Raw genomic sequence first — 19233 nt, 5'->3', positions numbered from 1 at the left:
CCATAAATTCAGATTCGTTTTGTTGTAATATTCTCAAATCAAATTAAATATAATCAAAATATATAAAATCAAAATATATAAATTAATACTTAAAGCAAACTTACGCATTGCAAAATAGCGGAAAATAAACTATATGAGGATGTGCTTGGTGTGGATGATATAGTTTTCAGACAAAGATATCCAAGATATGGTGTACAACAGAATCCGAGAAAGTCAAGGAGAAGCAGCAGAAGGAGAAGGGAAAACGAGGACAGACTTAACCTCGTCCAAAAAATTGTGGTGCAGACCGTAATATGTGCCTTAATTCTCTTGGTAGCAGCAGCTATAAAGAATATTGATTCACCGGTCACCAATTATTGTAAAGGCAAGATAAAGGGGATGCTGTCCTATAATGTTGATATTAAAAGTGTATTCGGGCAGATTGACAGTTTTTTGGAAAATGCATGAATGATAGAACCGGTACCAATGAAGACAGCATTATTGGAGAGGGGAATAACAAGTCAAATGTTGAGGATTCTCCGGTTTTGGAGGATGAGGGAGAAGAGTACGGCACTTATGTAAAATCTGCTCAGAGTATTTTGACAGACGATGAAGCAGAAAGCAAAACAAGTTCTCGGGATGAAACCGATTCGGGCAGCCATGATTCGGATAATTCCTTTATCATTCCTGTAGGCGGCATAATAGGAGCATTATACGGCGAAAGGGTATACACAAATGAAGGAACGGAAGAGTTTCATCAAGGTATTGATATAAAGGCGCTAAAGGGAACTCCTATAAAAGCTGCGGCTAAAGGAGAAGCAATTGAAGTAGGAGAAAACGAAACTTACGGAAAATACATAAAAATCAAGCACGGGGAAGATATAATATCTCTTTATGCCAATTGTTCGGACATTTGGCAAGCAAAGGACAGAGCGTTAACAAGGGCGAGACAATTGCAAAAGTGGGGAATACAGGAGATTCCCAAGAACCTCATCTTCATTTTGAAGTATGGGAGAATGGAAGCCCGGTAAATCCCCTTGAGTTTATACAGTCACCCTCAAATTAGGATTAAGTCATGATTAATTATTAAATAAATATGAAATGGGGAAAATCATATTTTTATCAAAATTATAAAAAAACCGTTAGAAATCAAGATTGACCCTGTTTTTTTCGTGCTGGTTGCAGTAATGTATTGCAATAATTATCTCATTGAGTATTTATTGATTTTTTTTCTATGGTAATACACGAAGCAGCTCACATTGCTGCGGCAGTAGCGCAAAAAAGAATTCTTGTTTCAGTGGGGATTACAGCTGTAGGATTAAATGCTGTTATAGAAGAAAATCCTGCTATCGATGCAAATCGTCTTTTGATAAACATTAGCGGACCTATTGCAAATATTTTAATGTTTTTCACTTGTATTATAATTGACACATATTATTTTAATGTTTGGCATAATATGCGTTTTTTTATCTATGCCAATATTTGTTTGGCTTTATTTAACATGCTTCCGGTACTGCCTTTAGATGGCGGGAGGATTTTGAAGGATATTCTCGTTTCAAAAATGGGTCTTATTAGAGGATGTAAATGTGCAAGGAGGCTGTCTTTAGCATTCTCAGCTTTACTTTTGGTTCTGGGAATTTTTCAATACATGAGCAGTAAATATAATTTCAGCTTGATATTAATTGCTGGTTATATGTTGTATTTCCAAAAAAGTGATAGTCCGGAGGAGATATTAATGAATATCAAGAACCTGCTTTTTAAACGTTCAAGATTTTTAAAGAAAGGAGTATATCCGGGGAGGGAATTGGTAGTTTTGGAATCTATGCGTCTGGGAGACTTGATAAGAAGCATGGACTTTGACAGATTTCATATTGTTTATGTGGTAAATGAAAACATGCGTGTAGTCAGAGTATTTACCGAACAGGAAATTATGGACAACATAATGAAATATAATGCAGACATAACCTTTAAGGATTTGATGGAAACTATGGATTAGCAAAAATAAAAACTCGGGGTAGCGACTCCCTTCGCTTTTGACTATTTCATTTTACTCCAAGAACCAAGAAAAAAGGTATATACAATAGTACCTCATGCATATACCCTTTCGGAATTATCTTAATAATCCGGTGTTTATAAGGATTTCCCTGGTGGATTTGGGTCTGTTCATTGTGAGAAGGTGAACACCGTCTGCACCATTATCGATTAAATCGCGTATTTGCTCACTTGCGTACTCAATGCCGGCTTTGCGCATATCATCGTCATTATCTCCGTATTTGTCCATCATTATTACCAGCTTTGCAGGAATGGATGCACCGCAAAGGGATGTAATGCGTTTGATTTGGTCTGCTTTGAATATCGGCATTATTCCTGGAGTGATGGGACATGTAATACCTATTGAAGATGTTTTATCAAGAAAATCATAAAATATCCGGTTGTCGAAGAATAACTGGGTTACAAGGAAATCAACCCCGGTGTCGACTTTTTGCTTAAGATATAAAAGGTCATCCTTAAGACGTTTGCTGTTAACATGGCCTTCGACATAAGCGGCAGCAGCAATACAGAAACCGTTATTTTTTCTTATATGTGCAATAAGTTCATTTGCATACTGAAAGGCGTTTTTGCTAAAATCAAAATCCGGTTGGTTTGCCGGCGGATCTCCTCTTAGGGCAAGTATGTTTTCAAGATTGCTTTCGCGGATAGACTTTAAGAGAGCATCTATTTCCTCTTTGGAATGTCCTACACATGTCAGGTGTGCCATGCTTTCAATGCCGTATTCATTTTTGATTTTTGATGCTATTTCAATGGTTCTGTCCTTTGCACTTCCTCCTGCTCCGTATGTAACACTGATAAAGTCAGGCTTTAGTTCCTTGAACTGCTCTAAGGTGCCGAATATGGACTCAATGGGAGTATCAAGCTTTGGGGGAAAGATTTCAAAAGATATAACCGGTTTCTTTTTTTGAACAAATTTACTAAATTCATAATTGACCTCCCGCAACAGAGAATATTTAATTATTGCCTTTGAAATGTTCTTTAGCAATATGAGTGTATATTAAGTATATATTATTAGAATTATTATAGCATAGAGCCTTGGGCTGTCAAGTTTGGGAAAAAAAGATACGGCCATTTGGAATTTTATTGATGTATTCAAAGAAAAAATATATTTTTTAAAGGAAGCTAATGGTTGCAGTTTTAGTATATAATAGTTTATAATGCTCTTATAGCTTATTTATTTTATAATAGGAGGACTAAAATGCAGGGCATGAGAATAAAGTGGGGTAATGTAATAATATTTTTGCTCATAATTGCTGCAGCAGTTGCCGCCTTTATTTTAGAGACTTTCCAAAGAACAATGTTTCTATTAACACAGGAACTAACGAAAATCAAAATGGGCGGTTATCCAGTCCGACAGATGACTATATGATTGATGATAAATGGGATGATTATACCATACCTTCGGATGATGAATTTACTATGGGGTTGGATAGCTGGATTGGAGGAACCCCGGTTTTAATCGGATTAAGCAGGGGGTACAACGACGACTACTCTCTGAATTTGAATATAAAATACATATCCGCCGACAGCGACAGAATACGGGCGCTGAACGAGGGAAGAATCCATGCTACCGAGATGTCCCTTCCGTCCTTTATGAGATTTCAAGAGAAATATCCGGATTCGGCGGTAATAGTGGGAATCACGGACTTTTCTCGCGGTGCCGACGGCATTGTTGCAAAGTCCGAAGTAAAAGACTTAAATGATATAGAAGGCAGAAGAGTATCCTATGTTGCCAATGGTACCGGTAAATTTATATTGAACAAGTTTTTAAGACTGGTTGGTTTGAGATATCAGGATATTGAGCCGGTTGAGCGGGAAAATATGTCGGAGGTAATCGAAGATTTAAAATCAGGATATTCGGACCTTATCGTATCGTGGAGTCCCGATATGAATATTGCCGTAAATGAAATAAATGCAAAAAAACCCGATTCGGTCAAGGTTCTTATAAATACCAAAGAGGTTCCGGACTTGGTGCCTACAATGTTGGTGGTTAATAGAGGCTATGCCGAAAGAAACCCTGAAATGGTGGAAAATTTCCTTAGAACTTGGTTTGCTGCTTCAAAATATATAATAGAAAAGCCTGACAGGGCCTACGAAAAGCTTGCAGAATTGATGAGTGAAAACGAAGAATACGGACCGGTGAGCAAAGAGGAAGTAGAAGCTTCTTTCAAAGATATAAAACTCATGTCCTTGAATGAGAATTTGGAGTATTTTGGCATTAATCGCGGCGAAAACAGAATTGAATCGATAATAAACGATACAGTTGAAACGTGGAAAAGATATGGAGATATGAGTAAAGGATTTGTTCCTTCAGATGATGTATTTAGTGCCGGCTATTTGGAAAAACTGAATAATGACGAGGAACTTTTGGTGGGAGTTGTCGATACCGGAACATCTGAAAACAATCCGCAGAGTGAAGGACAAAAGAAGGAATTTAAAGAGCAAAACGAGCAGAGTATAGAGCAGAACACCGAAAGGGTGGCAAAAGTAGATATTCCGCCAGTATATTACGATTCGGGAAAGGCTACGGTTAAGGCAGAATCCTTGCCTGTTCTCGATGAGGTGTTGGATATTCTTTCGCAATTTCCTGAATACTATCTTATTGTTGATGCTCATACAGACTCTGTCGGAAGTGATGAATCCAACCTTAAGCTGTCGAAGGATAGAGCATTGGAAGTTAAGAAATATTTAGTGCAAAATGGTGTTGATGAGAATAGAATAGTGGCAAGAGGTTGGGGAGAATACAGGCCTATAGTTGCAAACGAGTTAACTGAGGAGGACAGGGCAAAAAACAGGAGGACGGAATTTATTCTGACAAGGGAGATTCAAAATTAACGCTGTTTGGCAGCGCTTTGATGTATTTATTATAGATTTGGAGGTAAAGTATGGCTTATGAAACCTAAAATGTTTGTTAAGGCAGCTGCTAAATTAAAAAATATTCTTTTGCTTGCAATAGTACTTGGTGTATTCCTGGCGACTAAAAATGTACCTTTTCTTCTGTTAGGTGCGGCAGGTTATATATACTTTATAATGCAGACCCTAAGGGATCCGGAGTTTGTGAAAGATTTCAACAAAGAGATGCAAGTTGAAGGGATACAGGACCTCAATGAGGAATGCAACAGACTGTATCAAAATGTCTTCAAGAGGCTTCCGGGGGGCATGAGGGACAGAATCAGGAATGTCTATAAAGAGAAGCAGGCTCTTGTGTCTTATTATGTACAAACCAACAGTGATCCCCTAAAGCAGAGAATAGTAGAACAGGCTTTAAATCTTGTTATTGTTTATTTAAAGCTTATGTATAACTATAATATCAGAATCAGGGAGATAAATTCTATAAACGCAAGAAAGTTCATAGATCGTATTAACGCCAATAAGAAGAAACAGGAATTTCTTACCAATCCTAGGGCTGTGGCAGATTTGCAGAGAGCAGTGGAGTTGGATGAAAAGATCCTGGAAAGGATAAATATTGAAAAGAGTGAACTGGAAACTATAAGCTCCAAACTGGATTATATTGAGAGTGCCATACTTATGTTTAAACACCAGATTGTATCCAACACGGATACTGATCCGGTTGTTGGAGATATTGATAACGTGATAAATGAGGCAATTGCTTTAGATAACGTATTGACATCTCATAGGAACGAAAGACTTAGACTGTAATAAGGAGGAAGTTTATGATAAACTTTACCTATGAAAATCCTACAAAGATAATATTTGGCAGAGGTGCCGAACTGAAAGTAGGGGAAGAAGTTAAAAAGTACAGCAGCAAAGTATTGCTTCATTATGGTGGAGGCAGTATAAAAAAGACCGGTTTATACGATAAAGTGATTAATTCCCTCAAGCAGGCAGGGGTTGAAGTGGTTGAGCTTGGGGGTGTTATGCCCAATCCGAGACTTGGCCTTGTAAACGAGGGTATAAAAATCTGCCGTGAAAAAGGAATTGATTTTATCCTGGCGGTGGGCGGCGGCAGTGCCATCGATTCGGCCAAAGCCATAGCAGTGGGTGTGCCGTACAACGGAGATGTGTGGGACTTTTTCAGCGGCAAGGCCGAAGCAAAAGAGGCTCTTCCGATAGGTGTGGTTTTGACTATACCTGCAGCAGGGAGTGAAGCAAGTCCCAACTCAGTAATAACCAAGGAGGACGGGCTGTACAAAAGGGGAATGTATTCTGAGCTAATAATGCCGGTGTTCTCCATTATGAATCCGGAATTGACCTATACACTTCCTGAATATCAGACGGCGTGCGGTACTGCTGATATTATGGCTCATATAATGGAAAGATATTTTACGAATGTAACCCATACAGATTTAACGGACAGACTTTGTGAGGCAACGCTCAAAACGATGATTAAGAATGTGCCTATTGCTTTGCAAGAGCCGGATAACTATAATGCAAGGGCGGAGATTATGTGGGCAGGTACAGTTGCGCACAACGGGCTTTTAGGGACAGGAAGGATTGAGGACTGGGCATCCCATAATATTGAGCATGAAATCAGTGCTATTTACGATGTGGCACACGGAGCCGGCCTTGCGGTGGTGTTCCCGGCATGGATGAAATATGTCTACAAGAACAACTTGGACCGCTTTGTGCAATTTGCCGTAAGGGTATGGAACGTGGAAATGAATTTTGATGAGCCGGAAAGGACGGCCTTGGAAGGTATAGAGAGACTCAAGAAATTCTTTAAGGAGATAGGTCTTCCCGTTTCTTTAAAAGAAATGAATATAGGTGACGACAGGTTGGAGGAAATGGCATCAAAATGTACCAATGGAGGAAATTCCACCATCGGAAGCTTTGTGAAACTAAATCGTGAAGATGTTTATAATATTTTGAAGCTGGCAAGATAAACCGAATGAATTTCATATCGGATTAAAGTTTTAGGTTAATATGTGAAGAGGACGTTTATGTCCTCTTTATCTTTTTTCAGCGATGAGAAACTTGATTTTACAACCTTGCTCAATAAACATTCTTTCATGTTCGGTTTCGATATTTTGTTCAAAACCGCTTGCATGCAGGTCCTCAGTCAGATAACCGATATGAAAGCCGCATTGTTCAAAATACCGTATGGAATCCTGAAATAACGTCTCATCATCGGTTTTAAACCAGATTTGCCCGTTGGGAACTAGGAAAGTTTTATACTGGTTTAACTGGTTGGGATGCGTAAGACGCCTTGCCTTATGGGAATTTTTAGGCCAAGGGTTGCAAAAATTTATATAAATTCTGCTAATTGCATCATTCTCATCCAACATTTTGTTAATAAGCATTATTTCGTGGGCCATAAGCCGGATATTTCGCGTATCCGCGTTAATCAAGCCATATTCTTTCTCGATTTTTTGCATTGCCAGAACCAGCACTTCATCTTTAATATCAACGGCAATAAAATTTATATCGGGACGGGAAGAAGCAAGCTTTGATATAAAACCTCCTTTGCCGCACCCGAGTTCCAGCCATATCTCGTTCGAATTGCCGAATACTTCACGCCATTTTCCTTTATTTTGTGTCGGATTGACAACAAAAAACTGCACGCTTCCAGTGCCGGCCTTGCCCATGGTTTTTTTCTAAGCCGCATATTATTACCTCGCATTACTTTGAAATTATATTGGGTTTCGGTAAACTCTATTTATAAAAATTATCACTCCAAATTATTTTAAGACGGTTTGTTTAAAAATGCAACCTATTAATTAATAAGTATAGCTAAAGTGTTTGTAAGGTATCCTTTGAAGAAAAGGACCAAAATACCCTTGCCGAAAGATTGATGAAGAAGTAGAATTGTAAATAGGATAAAAGAGAAACATTATACAAATAATAGATAAGGAGTGGGACTATGTTGGAAAGGCTTAGCGTTAGAACTTCTGCAAGAACTACTATGATTGATATAACTTCAAAGATTCAGCAGGTTGTGGAAAGGTCTGGAGTAAAATCGGGAATCTGTACTGTTTTTGTTCCCCACACCACAGCCGGAATTACAATAAATGAAAATGCAGACCCGGATGTGGCATCGGACATTTTGATGGAGATAAATAAAATTGTTCCGTTTGAGGATGGTTACTTACATGGGGAGGGCAATTCCGCAGCCCATATAAAAGCAAGCATGTTTGGTTTCTCGCAGCAGATAATTATTGAAAACTCAAGACTTTTGCTGGGTACATGGCAGGGTATATATTTCTGTGAGTTTGACGGACCGAGAAACAGAGAAGTATATGTAAAAATAACGTCTTAGCTTTAAATTTCTTGACTATGGTCAGCGGTTGTGATATATTTTACTTAAAATTTGAATATTCCAGAATTTAATTTATCTTCAGGGATAGGTGAGATTCCTTACCGGCGGTAGACAGTACTGACTGTGAGCCGCGAGCCGCTTTGGCAGATCCGGTCAAAGTCCGGAGCCGACAGTGAGATGTATTTTATTAATACATTAAGTCTGGATGGGAGAAGATAAGATATATATTTTTGTTTACAAGTGACGCTCCCTGGGAAGATATCTCAAGGGAGCTTTGATTTGGCCTCTTGGAATGAAATGAAAGAGGCAAAAGCGAAGGGACTCGATGTCCCGAGCTTTTATTTTAAGTTTTTATATAGTTTAAACAAGATGAATGGTGATTAAAGTGAACGAAAATGAGTTTTTTATGAGTAGAGCCATTAAGCTAGCAAAGAATGGATGGGGAAAAACCAATCCCAACCCTTTGGTGGGAGCGGTTGTTGTAAAAGATGGAAAGATAATTGCAGAAGGATTTCATAGGGCACTGGGATGTCCCCATGCTGAGGTGGAGGCATTTAATAACGCCAAAGAGGACGTTGCCGGCGGTACTTTGTATGTTAATCTGGAGCCGTGTTCCCATTATGGCAGGACTCCGCCCTGCGCTCAAAAAATTATTGATGTCGGGATAAAAAAAGTGGTTGCAGCCATAAAAGACCCCAACCCGAAGGTGTCGGGAAGAGGCTTTCAAATGCTTCGGGACGCAGGAATTGAGGTTGATGTCGGGGTCCTTGAGGAAGAAGCTATAAGGCTCAATGAAATATTTATTAACTACATTGTACGAAAAAAGCCCTTTGTAATTTTAAAAACGGCAATGACGTTAGATGGCAAGATAGCGACAGCTTCGGGAGATTCCAAATGGGTGACGGGAGAAAAGGCAAGAAACTTTGTCCATGTGATAAGGGACAGGGTTGCGGCAATTATGGTGGGGATTAATACTGTGCTAAAGGATAACCCTTATCTTACTACAAGGCTTCCCGACAAGGAAGGAAGCGATCCCGTAAGGATAGTTGTGGACAGTAAAGGAGCAATTCCCCTTGACTCAAATGTTGTAAATTCCGACTCGAAAGCGGGAGTTATACTTGCTACCACTTCCCGTATTGACAAGGAAAAGGAAAAGATGCTAATCGACAAAGGGGTAAAAATTATTAAAGCGGATGGCAGTGACGGAAGAGTAGATCTAAAACTTCTTATGGATGAGCTTTACAAGCTTGAAATTGACAGCGTATTGTTGGAAGGCGGAGGAACATTAAATAGTTCGGCTATTTCTTCCGGAATTGTAGACAAGGTAATGTGTTTTATTTCTCCGAAGATAGTGGGAGGGGAGAATGCTCCCACATCTGTTGAAGGGATTGGAGCTTTAAGAATGTGTGAAGCGATAGGCGTAAAAAATATAAGCGTGATAAAATTTGGAGAAGATATACTTTTCGAAGGATATATAAACTGACTTTAATCGGGAGGAAATTGTGTTTACAGGTATAGTAGAAGAAATCGGTTTGGTAAAGGAAGTAGTTTATGGCAGCAAGTCCATAAAATTGACCATAAAGTGTGAGAAAATTATGGATGATGTAAAGATTGGGGACAGCATAGCCGTAAACGGCATTTGTCTTACGGTGGCATCCCTTGATAACGGTGTATTTACTGCGGATGTTATGCCCCAGACCATGAGAAAGACAAATTTGGGAAGTCTGAGAGCTGGAGAAAAAGTGAATCTTGAAAGGGCCTAAGGCCTGTTGACAGGATGGGGGGACATATTGTAAGCGGTCATATTGACGGTACCGGAGTGATATTGTCCAAAGAAAAAGAAGACAATGCTATCTGGCTTGAGATATCCGCTCCTTCGGATATTTTGAAATACATTGTGGTCAGGGGTTCGGTTGCCTTGGATGGTGTTAGCCTTACTGCTGCATATGTGGATGAAAATTGCTTTAAGGTTTCCCTTATTCCCCATACCGCATCGGTTACAATATTGGGATCAAAAAAGCCCGGCGATAGGATAAATATTGAATGCGATATGCTGGGAAAGTATGTTGAGAAGTTGATGAGCTTTAATCCTCAACGAAAAAAGGATGAAAAAGAGTCTGTGACTATGGATTTTTTAAGAGAGCACGGATTTGCATAAATTCAATAATATGAAGAAGATTATTCTGGGAGGCGTTTTTATGGAATTTGATACAATTGAATCCGCGATAGAAGACATCCGGCAGGGTAAAATGGTTGTGGTAATTGATGATGAGGACAGAGAAAACGAAGGCGACCTGGTGATGGCGGCGCAGATGGCTATGCCGGAGAAAATCAATTTTATGGCAACGTACGGAAGGGGTATGATATGTGCACCGATGAGTGAGGCCAGAGCAAGGGAATTGGGACTGGAACTGATGGTAAGGAAAAACAGCGAGCACATGAAAACAGCCTTTACAATTACAGTGGACCATAAAAGCTCCACTACCGGCATTTCGGCTTTTGAAAGGTCCAAAACAATAATGGAGCTTTCAAGCCCCCACGCCAAACCCGAGGATTTTGTGAGGCCGGGACATGTTTTTCCGTTGATAGCAAAGGAAGGCGGAGTTCTTAAGCGTGCAGGCCATACGGAAGCTGCGGTGGATCTTGCGAAATTGGCAGGACTTTATCCTGTTGGTGTGATATGTGAAATTATGAACGATGACGGAACTATGGCAAGGGCGCCACAGCTTATGGAGTTTGCCAAAAAGCACGGACTTAAGCTAATTACTATAGCGGATCTTATAAAGTACAGGAGAAATAATGAGAAATTGATAAGAAAAGCTGCAGAGGCAAAGCTTCCTACCGAGTACGGAGATTTCAAAATAGTGGCCTATGAAAACGTTATAAATGGAGAGCATCATGTGGCATTGGTGATGGGAGATGTAGCAAGCTCTGACGAGCCTGTAATGGTGAGGGTGCATTCCGAGTGCCTTACCGGAGATGCATTTCATTCCTTAAGGTGTGACTGCGGTGAACAGCTAAATAGGGCTATGGAAATGATAGCGAAGAAAGGAAGAGGCGTACTTTTGTATATGAGACAGGAGGGTAGGGGAATTGGCCTTGTAAACAAGATAAGAGCTTATGAGCTTCAGGATGAAGGAAAGGATACTGTTGAGGCCAATGTTCTTTTGGGATTTCCTCCCGACCTTAGGGAATACGGTATAGGGGCGCAGATATTGTGTGACCTTGGTATAAAGAAAATAAAGCTGCTTACCAATAATCCTAAAAAGCTGATTGGGCTTGGAGGTTATGGATTGGAGATTATTGAAAGGGTCCCCATTGAGATTAAGGAAAACGAAGTCAACAGTTTCTACTTGAAAACAAAGAAGGAGAAAATGGGGCATTTACTAAACGGTATAAATACAATAGAACATCAGGAGGGAAAATTAAATGGCGATCAAGACAAATGAAGGAAAACTTATAGCTTCAGGTTTGAAATTTGGAGTAGTTGTGGGACGTTTTAACGAATTTATCAGCAGTAAGCTTCTAGGAGGAGTAATTGACGGACTTGTAAGGCATGGGGCATCGGAAGAGGATATTGAAATTTCATGGGTGCCCGGGGCTTTTGAAATACCTCTTGTAGCCCAAAAAATGGCCAATTCAAAGAAATTTGATGCATTATTTGCATCGGTGCCGTTATAAGGGGATCAACTCCTCACTTTGACTATGTGTCCAGTGAAATGTCAAAGGGAATTGCAAAAGTATCGCTGGATACGGGAATTCCGATAGCTTTTGGAGTTCTTACCACAGATACTATCGAACAGGCCATTGAAAGAGCGGGAACTAAGGTTGGAAACAAAGGCTATGATGCCGCGGTTACAGCAATTGAGATGGCGAATTTGATGAAAGTGATATAGAAATAACATAAGAAGGGCCTTTTATATAAGACCCTTCTTTTTATATATAAATATTATATATAACTTGTCATTGCTCTTCTTTGAACTTTTTAATAAACTCTTCCTGTTCTTTTTTTAGGAGAATGAGATATTTTTTTAAAAGATTTGGGGTATGTACATCGGTATAATTGATTTTCAGACCATATTCATAATTATATTCATCTTTTACTTTTCTGATGATAGTTGCTTTGAGATGTATGGGGATTTCGGCACGGATGTCGAATTTAAGTTCCTGAAATAATGGAAAATCTTCTTTTGTGTGAATCATCATTCCGTTGAAGCTGATATTTTTTACGATGGCCAGGTACTTTTTCTGGGACTGGCCAATTCGGGCTTCTGCATACAACGATACGGGGAACCTAACAAATAGTCTCTTGTTTGATGTCGTCTCGTAATTGTCGATTTTAAGCTCCAAAGTGTTTTGCTGCTTGTCCATGTCGAGAGTTGTACAACTGGAGATATAAAATCATTCTCCGATTCGGAACCGAGAACTATAGGATCCCCTTTTGAACAGTTGAGAAGAGCGATATCTTCTATAAGCTTTAACAGTATCACATTGTTGTTTGACTTAAGTACCAGACTTTTGAAAAGCTTTGTACCGGAATAATGACGAATAGACACGAGATTGCCAACTCTTATTTCCATGTTTATCACTCCATTATTTAAAGAAGTTTATTGATTTATTTATAAATAGCAAGTTTTTGAATGAATAGCTGTCAAATTATATAGTATAGAAAACCCGTAATACTTATAATATATCGTAAAAATTAAAAGAACAATTAAAACATTTTTTCAAATTTAATTGCTCATTGCATGAATATATGATTAAAAGACCAAACATTAATTACATTATAACATTAATTATCGATGATTAACATATATATTTTATTTTTTGTCCATAAATAGTGAAATAAAAAAGTTAAAAATTTCTTTTAAATAAGTTCTTGACAAAATACTTTTTTTACGAGTATAATAACTCTTGCGATTGATGATGCGGGTTTAACTCAGCGGTAGAGTGTCACCTTGCCAAGGTGAAAGTCGCGAGTTCAAATCTCGTAACCCGCTCCAAAATTTACGTCAGGATAACTTGAAAAAGTTATCCTGACAATAAATTAACTTGTTTAAGACAAAAAATAATATTTGCGGGTGTAGTTCAATGGTAGAACATCAGCCTTCCAAGCTGATTGCGAGGGTTCGATTCCCTTCACCGCTCCAGTAAAAGCTGTATACTTTAGTTGTATACGGCTTTTTTATATTCTGTTCGAGAATCGGACTATTCAATTTCCATTCAGTTTTTATTCAATTTTCATTCAATTTATATTCAGTTTTTATTCATTCTGAAAAATATGATAACAGTATAATTAAAATATAGATCTGTATCATGAGCTAAATCGTATGAATTCAATTATTATGATAAAAGGAAGGAAATATTATGTTTCACAAATATCAAATCCGAATTGGAGGGGTTGAATACCCGTACTACCTTTCTTATAGCAGTGAAATTCTTGTTGGGAAATTGAAAGACTTAGGGGTTGATTCTGTTTTTGTTGTTTATGACAACTCTATTAATAAAGAATACATAATAAATCTAAAGAATTTATTTACGGGTGAGATTAAGTGTGAAACTGTCGGTATAATTGTCGGAGAGCAAAATAAAACTATCGATAGAGTCAGAGAAATATCAGAGCATTTGCTTGAATGCGGCATAGACAGAAAATCATGCATCGTTGCAATAGGCGGCGGAGTGCTCGGGAATATAGTTGGACTTGTAGCCGGTTTGCTGTTTAGAGGAATCAGGCTGGTTCATGTTCCTACTACTGTAATGGCAGCCACAGATTCGGTTTTGTCGTTAAAGCAAGCGGTAAATACGAAATTTGGGAAAAATCTTTTGGGAATGTTCTATAAGCCGGAAATGATTTTTACGGACTATACCTGTTTTGATAGCCTTTCAAAACGGGATTACAATGCAGGGCTGGTGGAATTGATAAAAAATCTCGTTTCTATAATTCCGGAGTATATAGATGAGGTATATGGAATTTTAAATGATCGAGTAGAATACACCTTTGAAGAATTTAATCTGTTTTTAGAGCTATCCGTCAAGGCAAAGTGCGGAATTCTTATAAACGATATGTATGAGAAAAAAGACGGGCTTGTATTTGAATACGGTCATACAGTGGGACATGCTGTCGAATTCCTTTCAAGGGGTGAGATAAGGCATGGAGAGGGAGTTGCTTTCGGCCTGATGGTAGAAAGTGAGATAAGTAGGGAACTGGGTTATCTTAAAGATGAAGAAGTGGACGTACACTATAGGCTATTAAATAAAATCGGAATCATTAAACAGTTAACCCGTGCATGTGCCTACTCTGCAGAAGAAATCTGGGATGTTATGAAACATGATAACAAAAGGGGATATTTTGAAGGAAAAGAAGGGACAGTTCCCATGGTTCTGTTAGAGTCTTTGGGAAAATGCCGCGTTGAGAACGGCAGCTATGTGAAGCCTATACAGGAAGATATATTTAAGATTGGCCTTGAGAAAACATTGAGCAAAATAGAAGAGTTTATGTAAAAAAGATTTTGTTGTCATTAGATTATATTGGGGGATTTATAACAATGAAATTGGGCGGCAGTCTGGGAGAGTTGCTTTTAAATAAAGACAGCGACAAAGGCGTCACTTTTATTTTCGGGGAATATGATGAAGAATATATTTCGTATAAGGATTTATATCAAAGAGCTCTTGAAATTCTATATAATTTCCAGGATAAAGGCATAAAGAAGGGCTGTGAACTGGTGTTCCAACTGGATAATTGCAAGGACTTTATCTTATGCTTTTGGGCATGCATATTTGGGGGAATTATTCCCGTTCCTGTTGCAGTTGGATACAATCAGGAGCACCGGCTTAAGCTGTTTGGGATATGGGAAACGTTGACTAATCCATATCTTGTAACGGATAAAAAGGGACTGAAAGTGTTTGAAAAAGCCGTGGCTGACGGTATAAGCACCGGAAAAATAGAAAGTATAAAGAAAAGAACCCTTCTAATTGATGACATAAGTAATTTTGAAAAGGGTATCGGGAACATATACGAACCCTCTTTAGATGACACAGCTTTTATACAATTCTCTTCGGGTTCGACGGGACAGCCGAAAGGGGTAGTTCTGACCCACCGAAACTTGCTGGCAAATATCGATGCAATTATTTCGGGCTCTTGTACCACCGAGGCGGATTCAAGCCTCAGCTGGATGCCTCTGACTCACGATATGGGCTTATTGGATTTCATATATCTCCTGTTGCTGCAGGAATAAACCAATACATTATGCCCACATCTCTATTTATCCGCAATCCCGTGTTGTGGCTTAAGAAGGCCCATGAACACAAAATCACCCTGCTTTCATCTCCTAATTTCGGATATAAGTATTTTCTTGAATTTTACACGCCTGAATCGGCAATAGATTGGGATTTATCCCATGTCAGGCTTATATTCAATGGAGCCGAGCCCATTTCTGTGGATTTGTGTAAAAAATTCTTGGATGAGATGCGCAAACACGGGATGAAACCGAATGTGATGTTCAATGTGTATGGAATGGCGGAGGCAAGCCTGGCAGTAGCTTTTCCCAATCCCGAAGAGGAACTTTTATCGGTGAGACTTGACCGTAAGTATTTGTCTATAGGCGACACGATCAATGAGAATATTGAAGAGCAAGATACGGATGCCGTTGAATTTGCCGATTTGGGGTTTCCGGTAAAAGGCTGTTCTGTGCGTATTTGTGATGATTTTGGAAAGGTTCTTGATGAAAGAACTGTAGGTAATATTGAGATAAAAGGTGAGAATGTCACTTCGGGCTATTACAACAACAGCATAGCTTCTATGGAAGCGATAGGGTCTGATGGATGGCTGAAGACAGGGGATCTTGGCTTTATTCAAAACGGCAGATTGATAGTTACCGGCAGGGCAAAAGATGTGATATTTGTTAATGGACAGAACTATTATGCCCATGACATTGAAAGAGTAGCGGAGGAAGTAGATGGCATAAAAATGGGCAGGGTTGCGGCTTTTGGAGTGTTTAATGCCGGTACGCAAAAAGATGACATAATAGTTGCGGTTCTATATAAGAAAAAGCTTGAGGATTTTGTTGAGTTTGCAATAAATATTAAAAAGCAAATATATGTAAAAATGAGGTTGGAAATATCCAGGGTGATACCTGTACGGGATCTTCCAAAAACCACAAGCGGAAAACTCCAAAGATACAGGCTAAGGGAAATGTATCAAAAGGGAGAATTTGATGCTGTCATTGGAAATTTTGATAAGCTTATTAATGAATTTGGTGCCCAAAAGTTTCTTGATCTTCCTCGGACTGAGACGGAAGAAAGGCTTGTTAGAATCTGTCAAGAAGCGTTGGGTGTTGAAAATATCGGAATGGAGGATAATCTCTTTGAAAAGGGAGTGGATTCACTAAAGGCATCTATTCTTACTGCCAGGATTCACAAGTTTTTTAATGTGGAGCTATCCTTGGAAGAGTTTTTTGAATTTCCTACCGTAAGAGGTTTGGCTGGATATATTGAAGCCGCAGAGGAGATGGCTTACACCTCAATTGAGAGTGTTGCCGAAAGTGATTATTATGAAGTTACCCCAGCACAAAAGAGGCTGTTTGCTTTGGACAGGGTTGAAGGAGCTGGGACAAGCTACAACATTCCAGCTGCTTACATAATTGAAGGAAATATTGACATACCAAAGATTCAGAGGATATTTGAGGAACTGATAAGAAGGCATGAAACTCTCCGTACATCCTTTGAAATTGTTGATGGTGACCCTGTTCAAAAGATACATAAAAATGTAGAATTCAGTGTAAAAGTTGTGGACGGAATAAGTTATGGGCTTCTAGAGGAAAGCGGGAATATCAAAGACCTGATTGACAGGTTGTCGGGTAGTTTTGTAAAGCCCTTTGACTTAACCAAAGCTCCCTTGATGAGGGTGGAGATAGTAAGGTTGTCGGATCAAAGGCATATTTTACTTTTAGACATGCACCATATAATATCGGATGGGACATCCATGGGTATTCTGGTTAAAGAGTTTGTAAGCCTTTACAGGGGAGAGAAGCTAAAGGATTTGAGAGTGCAGTACAAGGACTATGCCGGATGGAAGAAAAATATGAATGCCAAGAATACTTTGCTTGAGCAGGAAGAGTACTGGCTGCAAAGGTTTGACGGGGATATTCCTGTCCTTGAGCTGCCTCTTGATTTTCCAAGGCCGGCATTGAGGAGTTTTGAAGGAGACAGAATATGGCTTCAAATTGACAGTGGCTTAAAGCAAAAGCTGAAAGATCTCGGGGCCAAAAGGGGAGCAAGCCTTTATATGGTCCTCTTGGCTGCGTACAATATATTGCTATCTAAATATTCCGGACAGGAGGATATAGTAGTTGGTTCGCCCACAGCCGGAAGAAATCATCCTGATACTGAGAATATGGTGGGAATGTTTGTAAACACTCTGCCATTAAGGAATTTCCCGGAGGGCAGCAAGACATTCTTGGGTTTCCTTGATGAAGTGAGAAAAGATACCTTAAGGGCTTATCAGAACCAGGACTATCAGTTTGAACAGTTGGTGGAAAAGTTGGGTGTAAAAAGGGATATGAGCCGAAACCCTCTTTTTGATACAATGTTTGTTCTTCAGAATATGGAAATACCTGAAATAGAGATTGATAAAGCGAGATTTACAAGACTTGATGTTAGAAATAAAGCGGCGAAGTTTGACATCACCTTGGAAGCGGAAGAAGAAAAGGATGGTATAAGGTTTAGTTTGGAGTACAATACCCGCCTTTTTAAGAGAGAGACAATGGAAAGACTTGCAGGGCATTTTAGCAAAATACTGAAGGAAATTTCCGAAAACCCCAATAAAGAGATTTCCAAGATAGAGATGCTCACAAGGGAAGAAAAAGAGCAGATTCTCTATGATTTTAACGACACGAATAAAGAATATCCCAAGGAAAAGACCTTAAGCCAGGTGTTTGAGGAGCAGGTAGAAAGGACGCCTGACAATGTGGCGGTAATCTTTGGGGAAGAAAAGCTTACATATCGGGAGCTTAACCAAAGGGCCAACTCTTTGGCAAGGATGCTAAGAAAAAAAGGTGTGGGCAAGGAATGTATTGTTGCAATAATGCTGGAGCGTTCCATAGAGATGATGGTGGGAATATTGGCGGTATTGAAGGCAGGAGGAGCCTACCTTCCGGTAAGTCCGTCATATCCGGAGGAAAGAATACAGTATATGCTGGAGGACAGCAATGCAACCCTTCTATTGACAAAAGATGGGGGATACGGCAAGAAATTTGAATCTCCTTTAGGACTTACAATACTGGATTTAGATGACCGGTCGCTGTATGCAGAAGACAGGTCAAACTTAGAGCCGGTAAACGATGCAAGAAGCCTTGCCTATGTGATATACACCTCGGGTTCCACCGGAAAACCCAAGGGAGCCATGATAGAGCATTATTCCGTGATAAACCGTCTGGGCTGGATGCAGCGAAAGTATCCAATAGGAAAAGAGGATACCATACTTCAAAAAACTCCGTATACCTTTGATGTGTCGGTATGGGAGCTGTTCTGGTGGTTTTTTGAAGGGTCAAAGGTATGCTTCTTAGAGCCGGGCGGGGAAAAGGATCCGGGAGCAATAATTGATGAAGTGGAAAGAAGTGGCATAACCACAATGCACTTTGTCCCCTCCATGCTGAACATGTTCTTGGAGTATCTTGAGGAAGGAACGGGAGCGGAAAGGATTTCGAGCCTAAGACAGGTGTTTGCCAGCGGAGAGGCTTTAGGGACAAAGCAGGTGGCAAGGTTTAACCGGCTTTTGGGTAAAAGGCACGGTACAAGGCTCATAAATCTGTACGGGCCAACGGAGGCCACAGTGGATGTATCCTACTTTGACTGTCCTTTTGATGAAGACATTGACTTAGTCCCCATAGGAAAGCCCATAGACAATATAAGGCTGTACATAGTGGACAAATACAACAACCTCCAACCGGTGGGAATACCGGGAGAGCTATGTATAGCAGGGGATGGAT

The 19233-nt window shown here is 39.5% G+C and carries 14 protein-coding genes, 2 tRNA genes, 5 pseudogenes and 1 riboswitch; of the genes and pseudogenes, 18 read left to right on the top strand and 3 right to left on the bottom strand.

Going from position 1 to position 19233, the window contains the following annotated elements; genetic code table 11:
- Positions 1–150 precede the first annotated feature (150 nt).
- The 4 genes and pseudogenes from JCM21531_RS22585 (at position 151) to JCM21531_RS14385 (ending at position 1975) form a co-directional block, all read left to right on the top strand.
- Positions 151–447 carry a hypothetical protein gene (locus JCM21531_RS22585; RefSeq protein ID WP_243467745.1) on the top strand — a complete coding sequence of 99 codons (297 nt, stop codon included), beginning with the start codon at positions 151–153 and terminating at the stop codon, positions 445–447.
- Positions 444–833, top strand: a pseudogene (locus JCM21531_RS22580) (M23 family metallopeptidase); the annotation flags it as partial. The gene JCM21531_RS22585 and the pseudogene JCM21531_RS22580, both read left to right, overlap by 4 nt.
- A 107-nt stretch (positions 834–940) precedes the next feature.
- Positions 941–1045 (top strand): M23 family metallopeptidase, encoded by a 105-nt coding sequence (locus JCM21531_RS22575; protein ID WP_369347677.1) that lies wholly within the window; start codon positions 941–943, stop codon positions 1043–1045.
- A 168-nt stretch (positions 1046–1213) separates the two neighbouring features.
- On the top strand, positions 1214–1975 hold the full coding sequence (locus tag JCM21531_RS14385) for a site-2 protease family protein (protein WP_038290929.1): 762 nt from the start codon (positions 1214–1216) through the stop codon (positions 1973–1975).
- A gap of 114 nt (positions 1976–2089) precedes the next feature.
- Here the strand turns inward: JCM21531_RS14385 and metF are convergent, their stop codons facing one another.
- Positions 2090–2974, bottom strand: a complete 885-nt coding sequence (gene metF / locus JCM21531_RS14380; protein ID WP_038290927.1) for a methylenetetrahydrofolate reductase [NAD(P)H] — start codon at positions 2972–2974, stop codon at positions 2090–2092.
- 255 nt (positions 2975–3229) lie between these two features.
- Between metF and JCM21531_RS19015 the strand changes: the two genes are divergently transcribed.
- The 4 genes from JCM21531_RS19015 to JCM21531_RS14365 all read left to right on the top strand — a co-directional run bounded on the left by JCM21531_RS19015 (position 3230) and on the right by JCM21531_RS14365 (position 6875).
- Positions 3230–3400: a hypothetical protein gene (locus JCM21531_RS19015; protein ID WP_157833691.1), complete on the top strand. Its 171-nt coding sequence runs from the start codon at positions 3230–3232 to the stop codon at positions 3398–3400.
- A complete protein-coding gene (locus tag JCM21531_RS14375; protein WP_038290925.1) occupies positions 3397–4866 on the top strand; it encodes a phosphate ABC transporter substrate-binding/OmpA family protein in 1470 nt (489 codons plus the stop codon). The genes JCM21531_RS19015 and JCM21531_RS14375 overlap by 4 nt, the downstream gene beginning before the upstream one ends.
- A 69-nt stretch (positions 4867–4935) precedes the next feature.
- On the top strand, positions 4936–5691 hold the full coding sequence (locus JCM21531_RS14370; protein WP_243467743.1) for a hypothetical protein: 756 nt from the start codon (positions 4936–4938) through the stop codon (positions 5689–5691).
- A gap of 14 nt (positions 5692–5705) precedes the next feature.
- The gene (locus tag JCM21531_RS14365; protein WP_038290922.1) at positions 5706–6875 is read left to right on the top strand and encodes an iron-containing alcohol dehydrogenase; all 1170 of its coding nucleotides are present in this window, start codon (positions 5706–5708) and stop codon (positions 6873–6875) included.
- 66 nt (positions 6876–6941) lie between these two features.
- On the opposite strand, the pseudogene trmB reads toward JCM21531_RS14365, so the two are convergent.
- Positions 6942–7597 (bottom strand): annotated as a pseudogene (trmB, locus tag JCM21531_RS14360) (tRNA (guanosine(46)-N7)-methyltransferase TrmB).
- A gap of 255 nt (positions 7598–7852) precedes the next feature.
- Between trmB and JCM21531_RS14355 the strand changes: the two are divergent.
- The 5 genes and pseudogenes from JCM21531_RS14355 (at position 7853) to ribH (ending at position 12144) form a co-directional block, all read left to right on the top strand.
- Positions 7853–8248: a secondary thiamine-phosphate synthase enzyme YjbQ gene (locus JCM21531_RS14355; protein WP_038290921.1), complete on the top strand. Its 396-nt coding sequence runs from the start codon at positions 7853–7855 to the stop codon at positions 8246–8248.
- 70 nt (positions 8249–8318) lie between these two features.
- Positions 8319–8469: riboswitch (FMN riboswitch) on the top strand.
- A 155-nt stretch (positions 8470–8624) separates the two neighbouring features.
- On the top strand, positions 8625–9731 hold the full coding sequence (gene ribD, locus JCM21531_RS14350; protein WP_054847126.1) for a bifunctional diaminohydroxyphosphoribosylaminopyrimidine deaminase/5-amino-6-(5-phosphoribosylamino)uracil reductase RibD: 1107 nt from the start codon (positions 8625–8627) through the stop codon (positions 9729–9731).
- Positions 9732–9750: 19 nt separating this feature from the next.
- Positions 9751–10406 (top strand): annotated as a pseudogene (locus tag JCM21531_RS14345) (riboflavin synthase).
- 40 nt (positions 10407–10446) lie between these two features.
- On the top strand, positions 10447–11697 hold the full coding sequence (locus JCM21531_RS14340; protein WP_038290918.1) for a bifunctional 3,4-dihydroxy-2-butanone-4-phosphate synthase/GTP cyclohydrolase II: 1251 nt from the start codon (positions 10447–10449) through the stop codon (positions 11695–11697).
- Positions 11678–12144, top strand: a pseudogene (ribH, locus tag JCM21531_RS14335) (6,7-dimethyl-8-ribityllumazine synthase). The gene JCM21531_RS14340 and the pseudogene ribH overlap by 20 nt, the downstream one beginning before the upstream one ends.
- Before the next feature lie 67 nt (positions 12145–12211).
- Here ribH and JCM21531_RS14330 read toward each other — a convergent pair.
- Complete coding sequence (locus JCM21531_RS14330) at positions 12212–12619, bottom strand: PilZ domain-containing protein (RefSeq protein WP_243467741.1); 408 nt, start codon at positions 12617–12619, stop codon at positions 12212–12214.
- Between the two features lie 557 nt (positions 12620–13176).
- Between JCM21531_RS14330 and JCM21531_RS14325 the strand changes: the two genes are divergently transcribed.
- The 5 genes and pseudogenes from JCM21531_RS14325 to JCM21531_RS14310 all read left to right on the top strand — a co-directional run.
- A tRNA-Gly gene (locus JCM21531_RS14325) sits at positions 13177–13251 on the top strand.
- Positions 13252–13325: 74 nt separating this feature from the next.
- Positions 13326–13398: transfer RNA gene (locus JCM21531_RS14320), tRNA-Gly, on the top strand.
- Positions 13399–13615: 217 nt separating this feature from the next.
- Positions 13616–14749, top strand: a complete 1134-nt coding sequence (locus JCM21531_RS14315; RefSeq protein ID WP_054847125.1) for a 2-deoxy-scyllo-inosose synthase — start codon at positions 13616–13618, stop codon at positions 14747–14749.
- Positions 14750–14793: 44 nt separating this feature from the next.
- Positions 14794–15968: pseudogene (locus JCM21531_RS24910) on the top strand (AMP-binding protein); the annotation flags it as partial.
- Positions 15969–16046: 78 nt separating this feature from the next.
- The coding region (locus tag JCM21531_RS14310; RefSeq protein WP_439644313.1) for a non-ribosomal peptide synthetase at positions 16047–19233 on the top strand (3187 nt) is incomplete at its 3' end.

Source organism: Acetivibrio straminisolvens JCM 21531, from assembly GCF_000521465.1.
Classification (GTDB): domain Bacteria; phylum Bacillota; class Clostridia; order Acetivibrionales; family Acetivibrionaceae; genus Hungateiclostridium; species Hungateiclostridium straminisolvens.
Note: the sequence above shows the minus strand (reverse complement) of the source record. Positions and strands in the feature narration are given on the sequence as shown.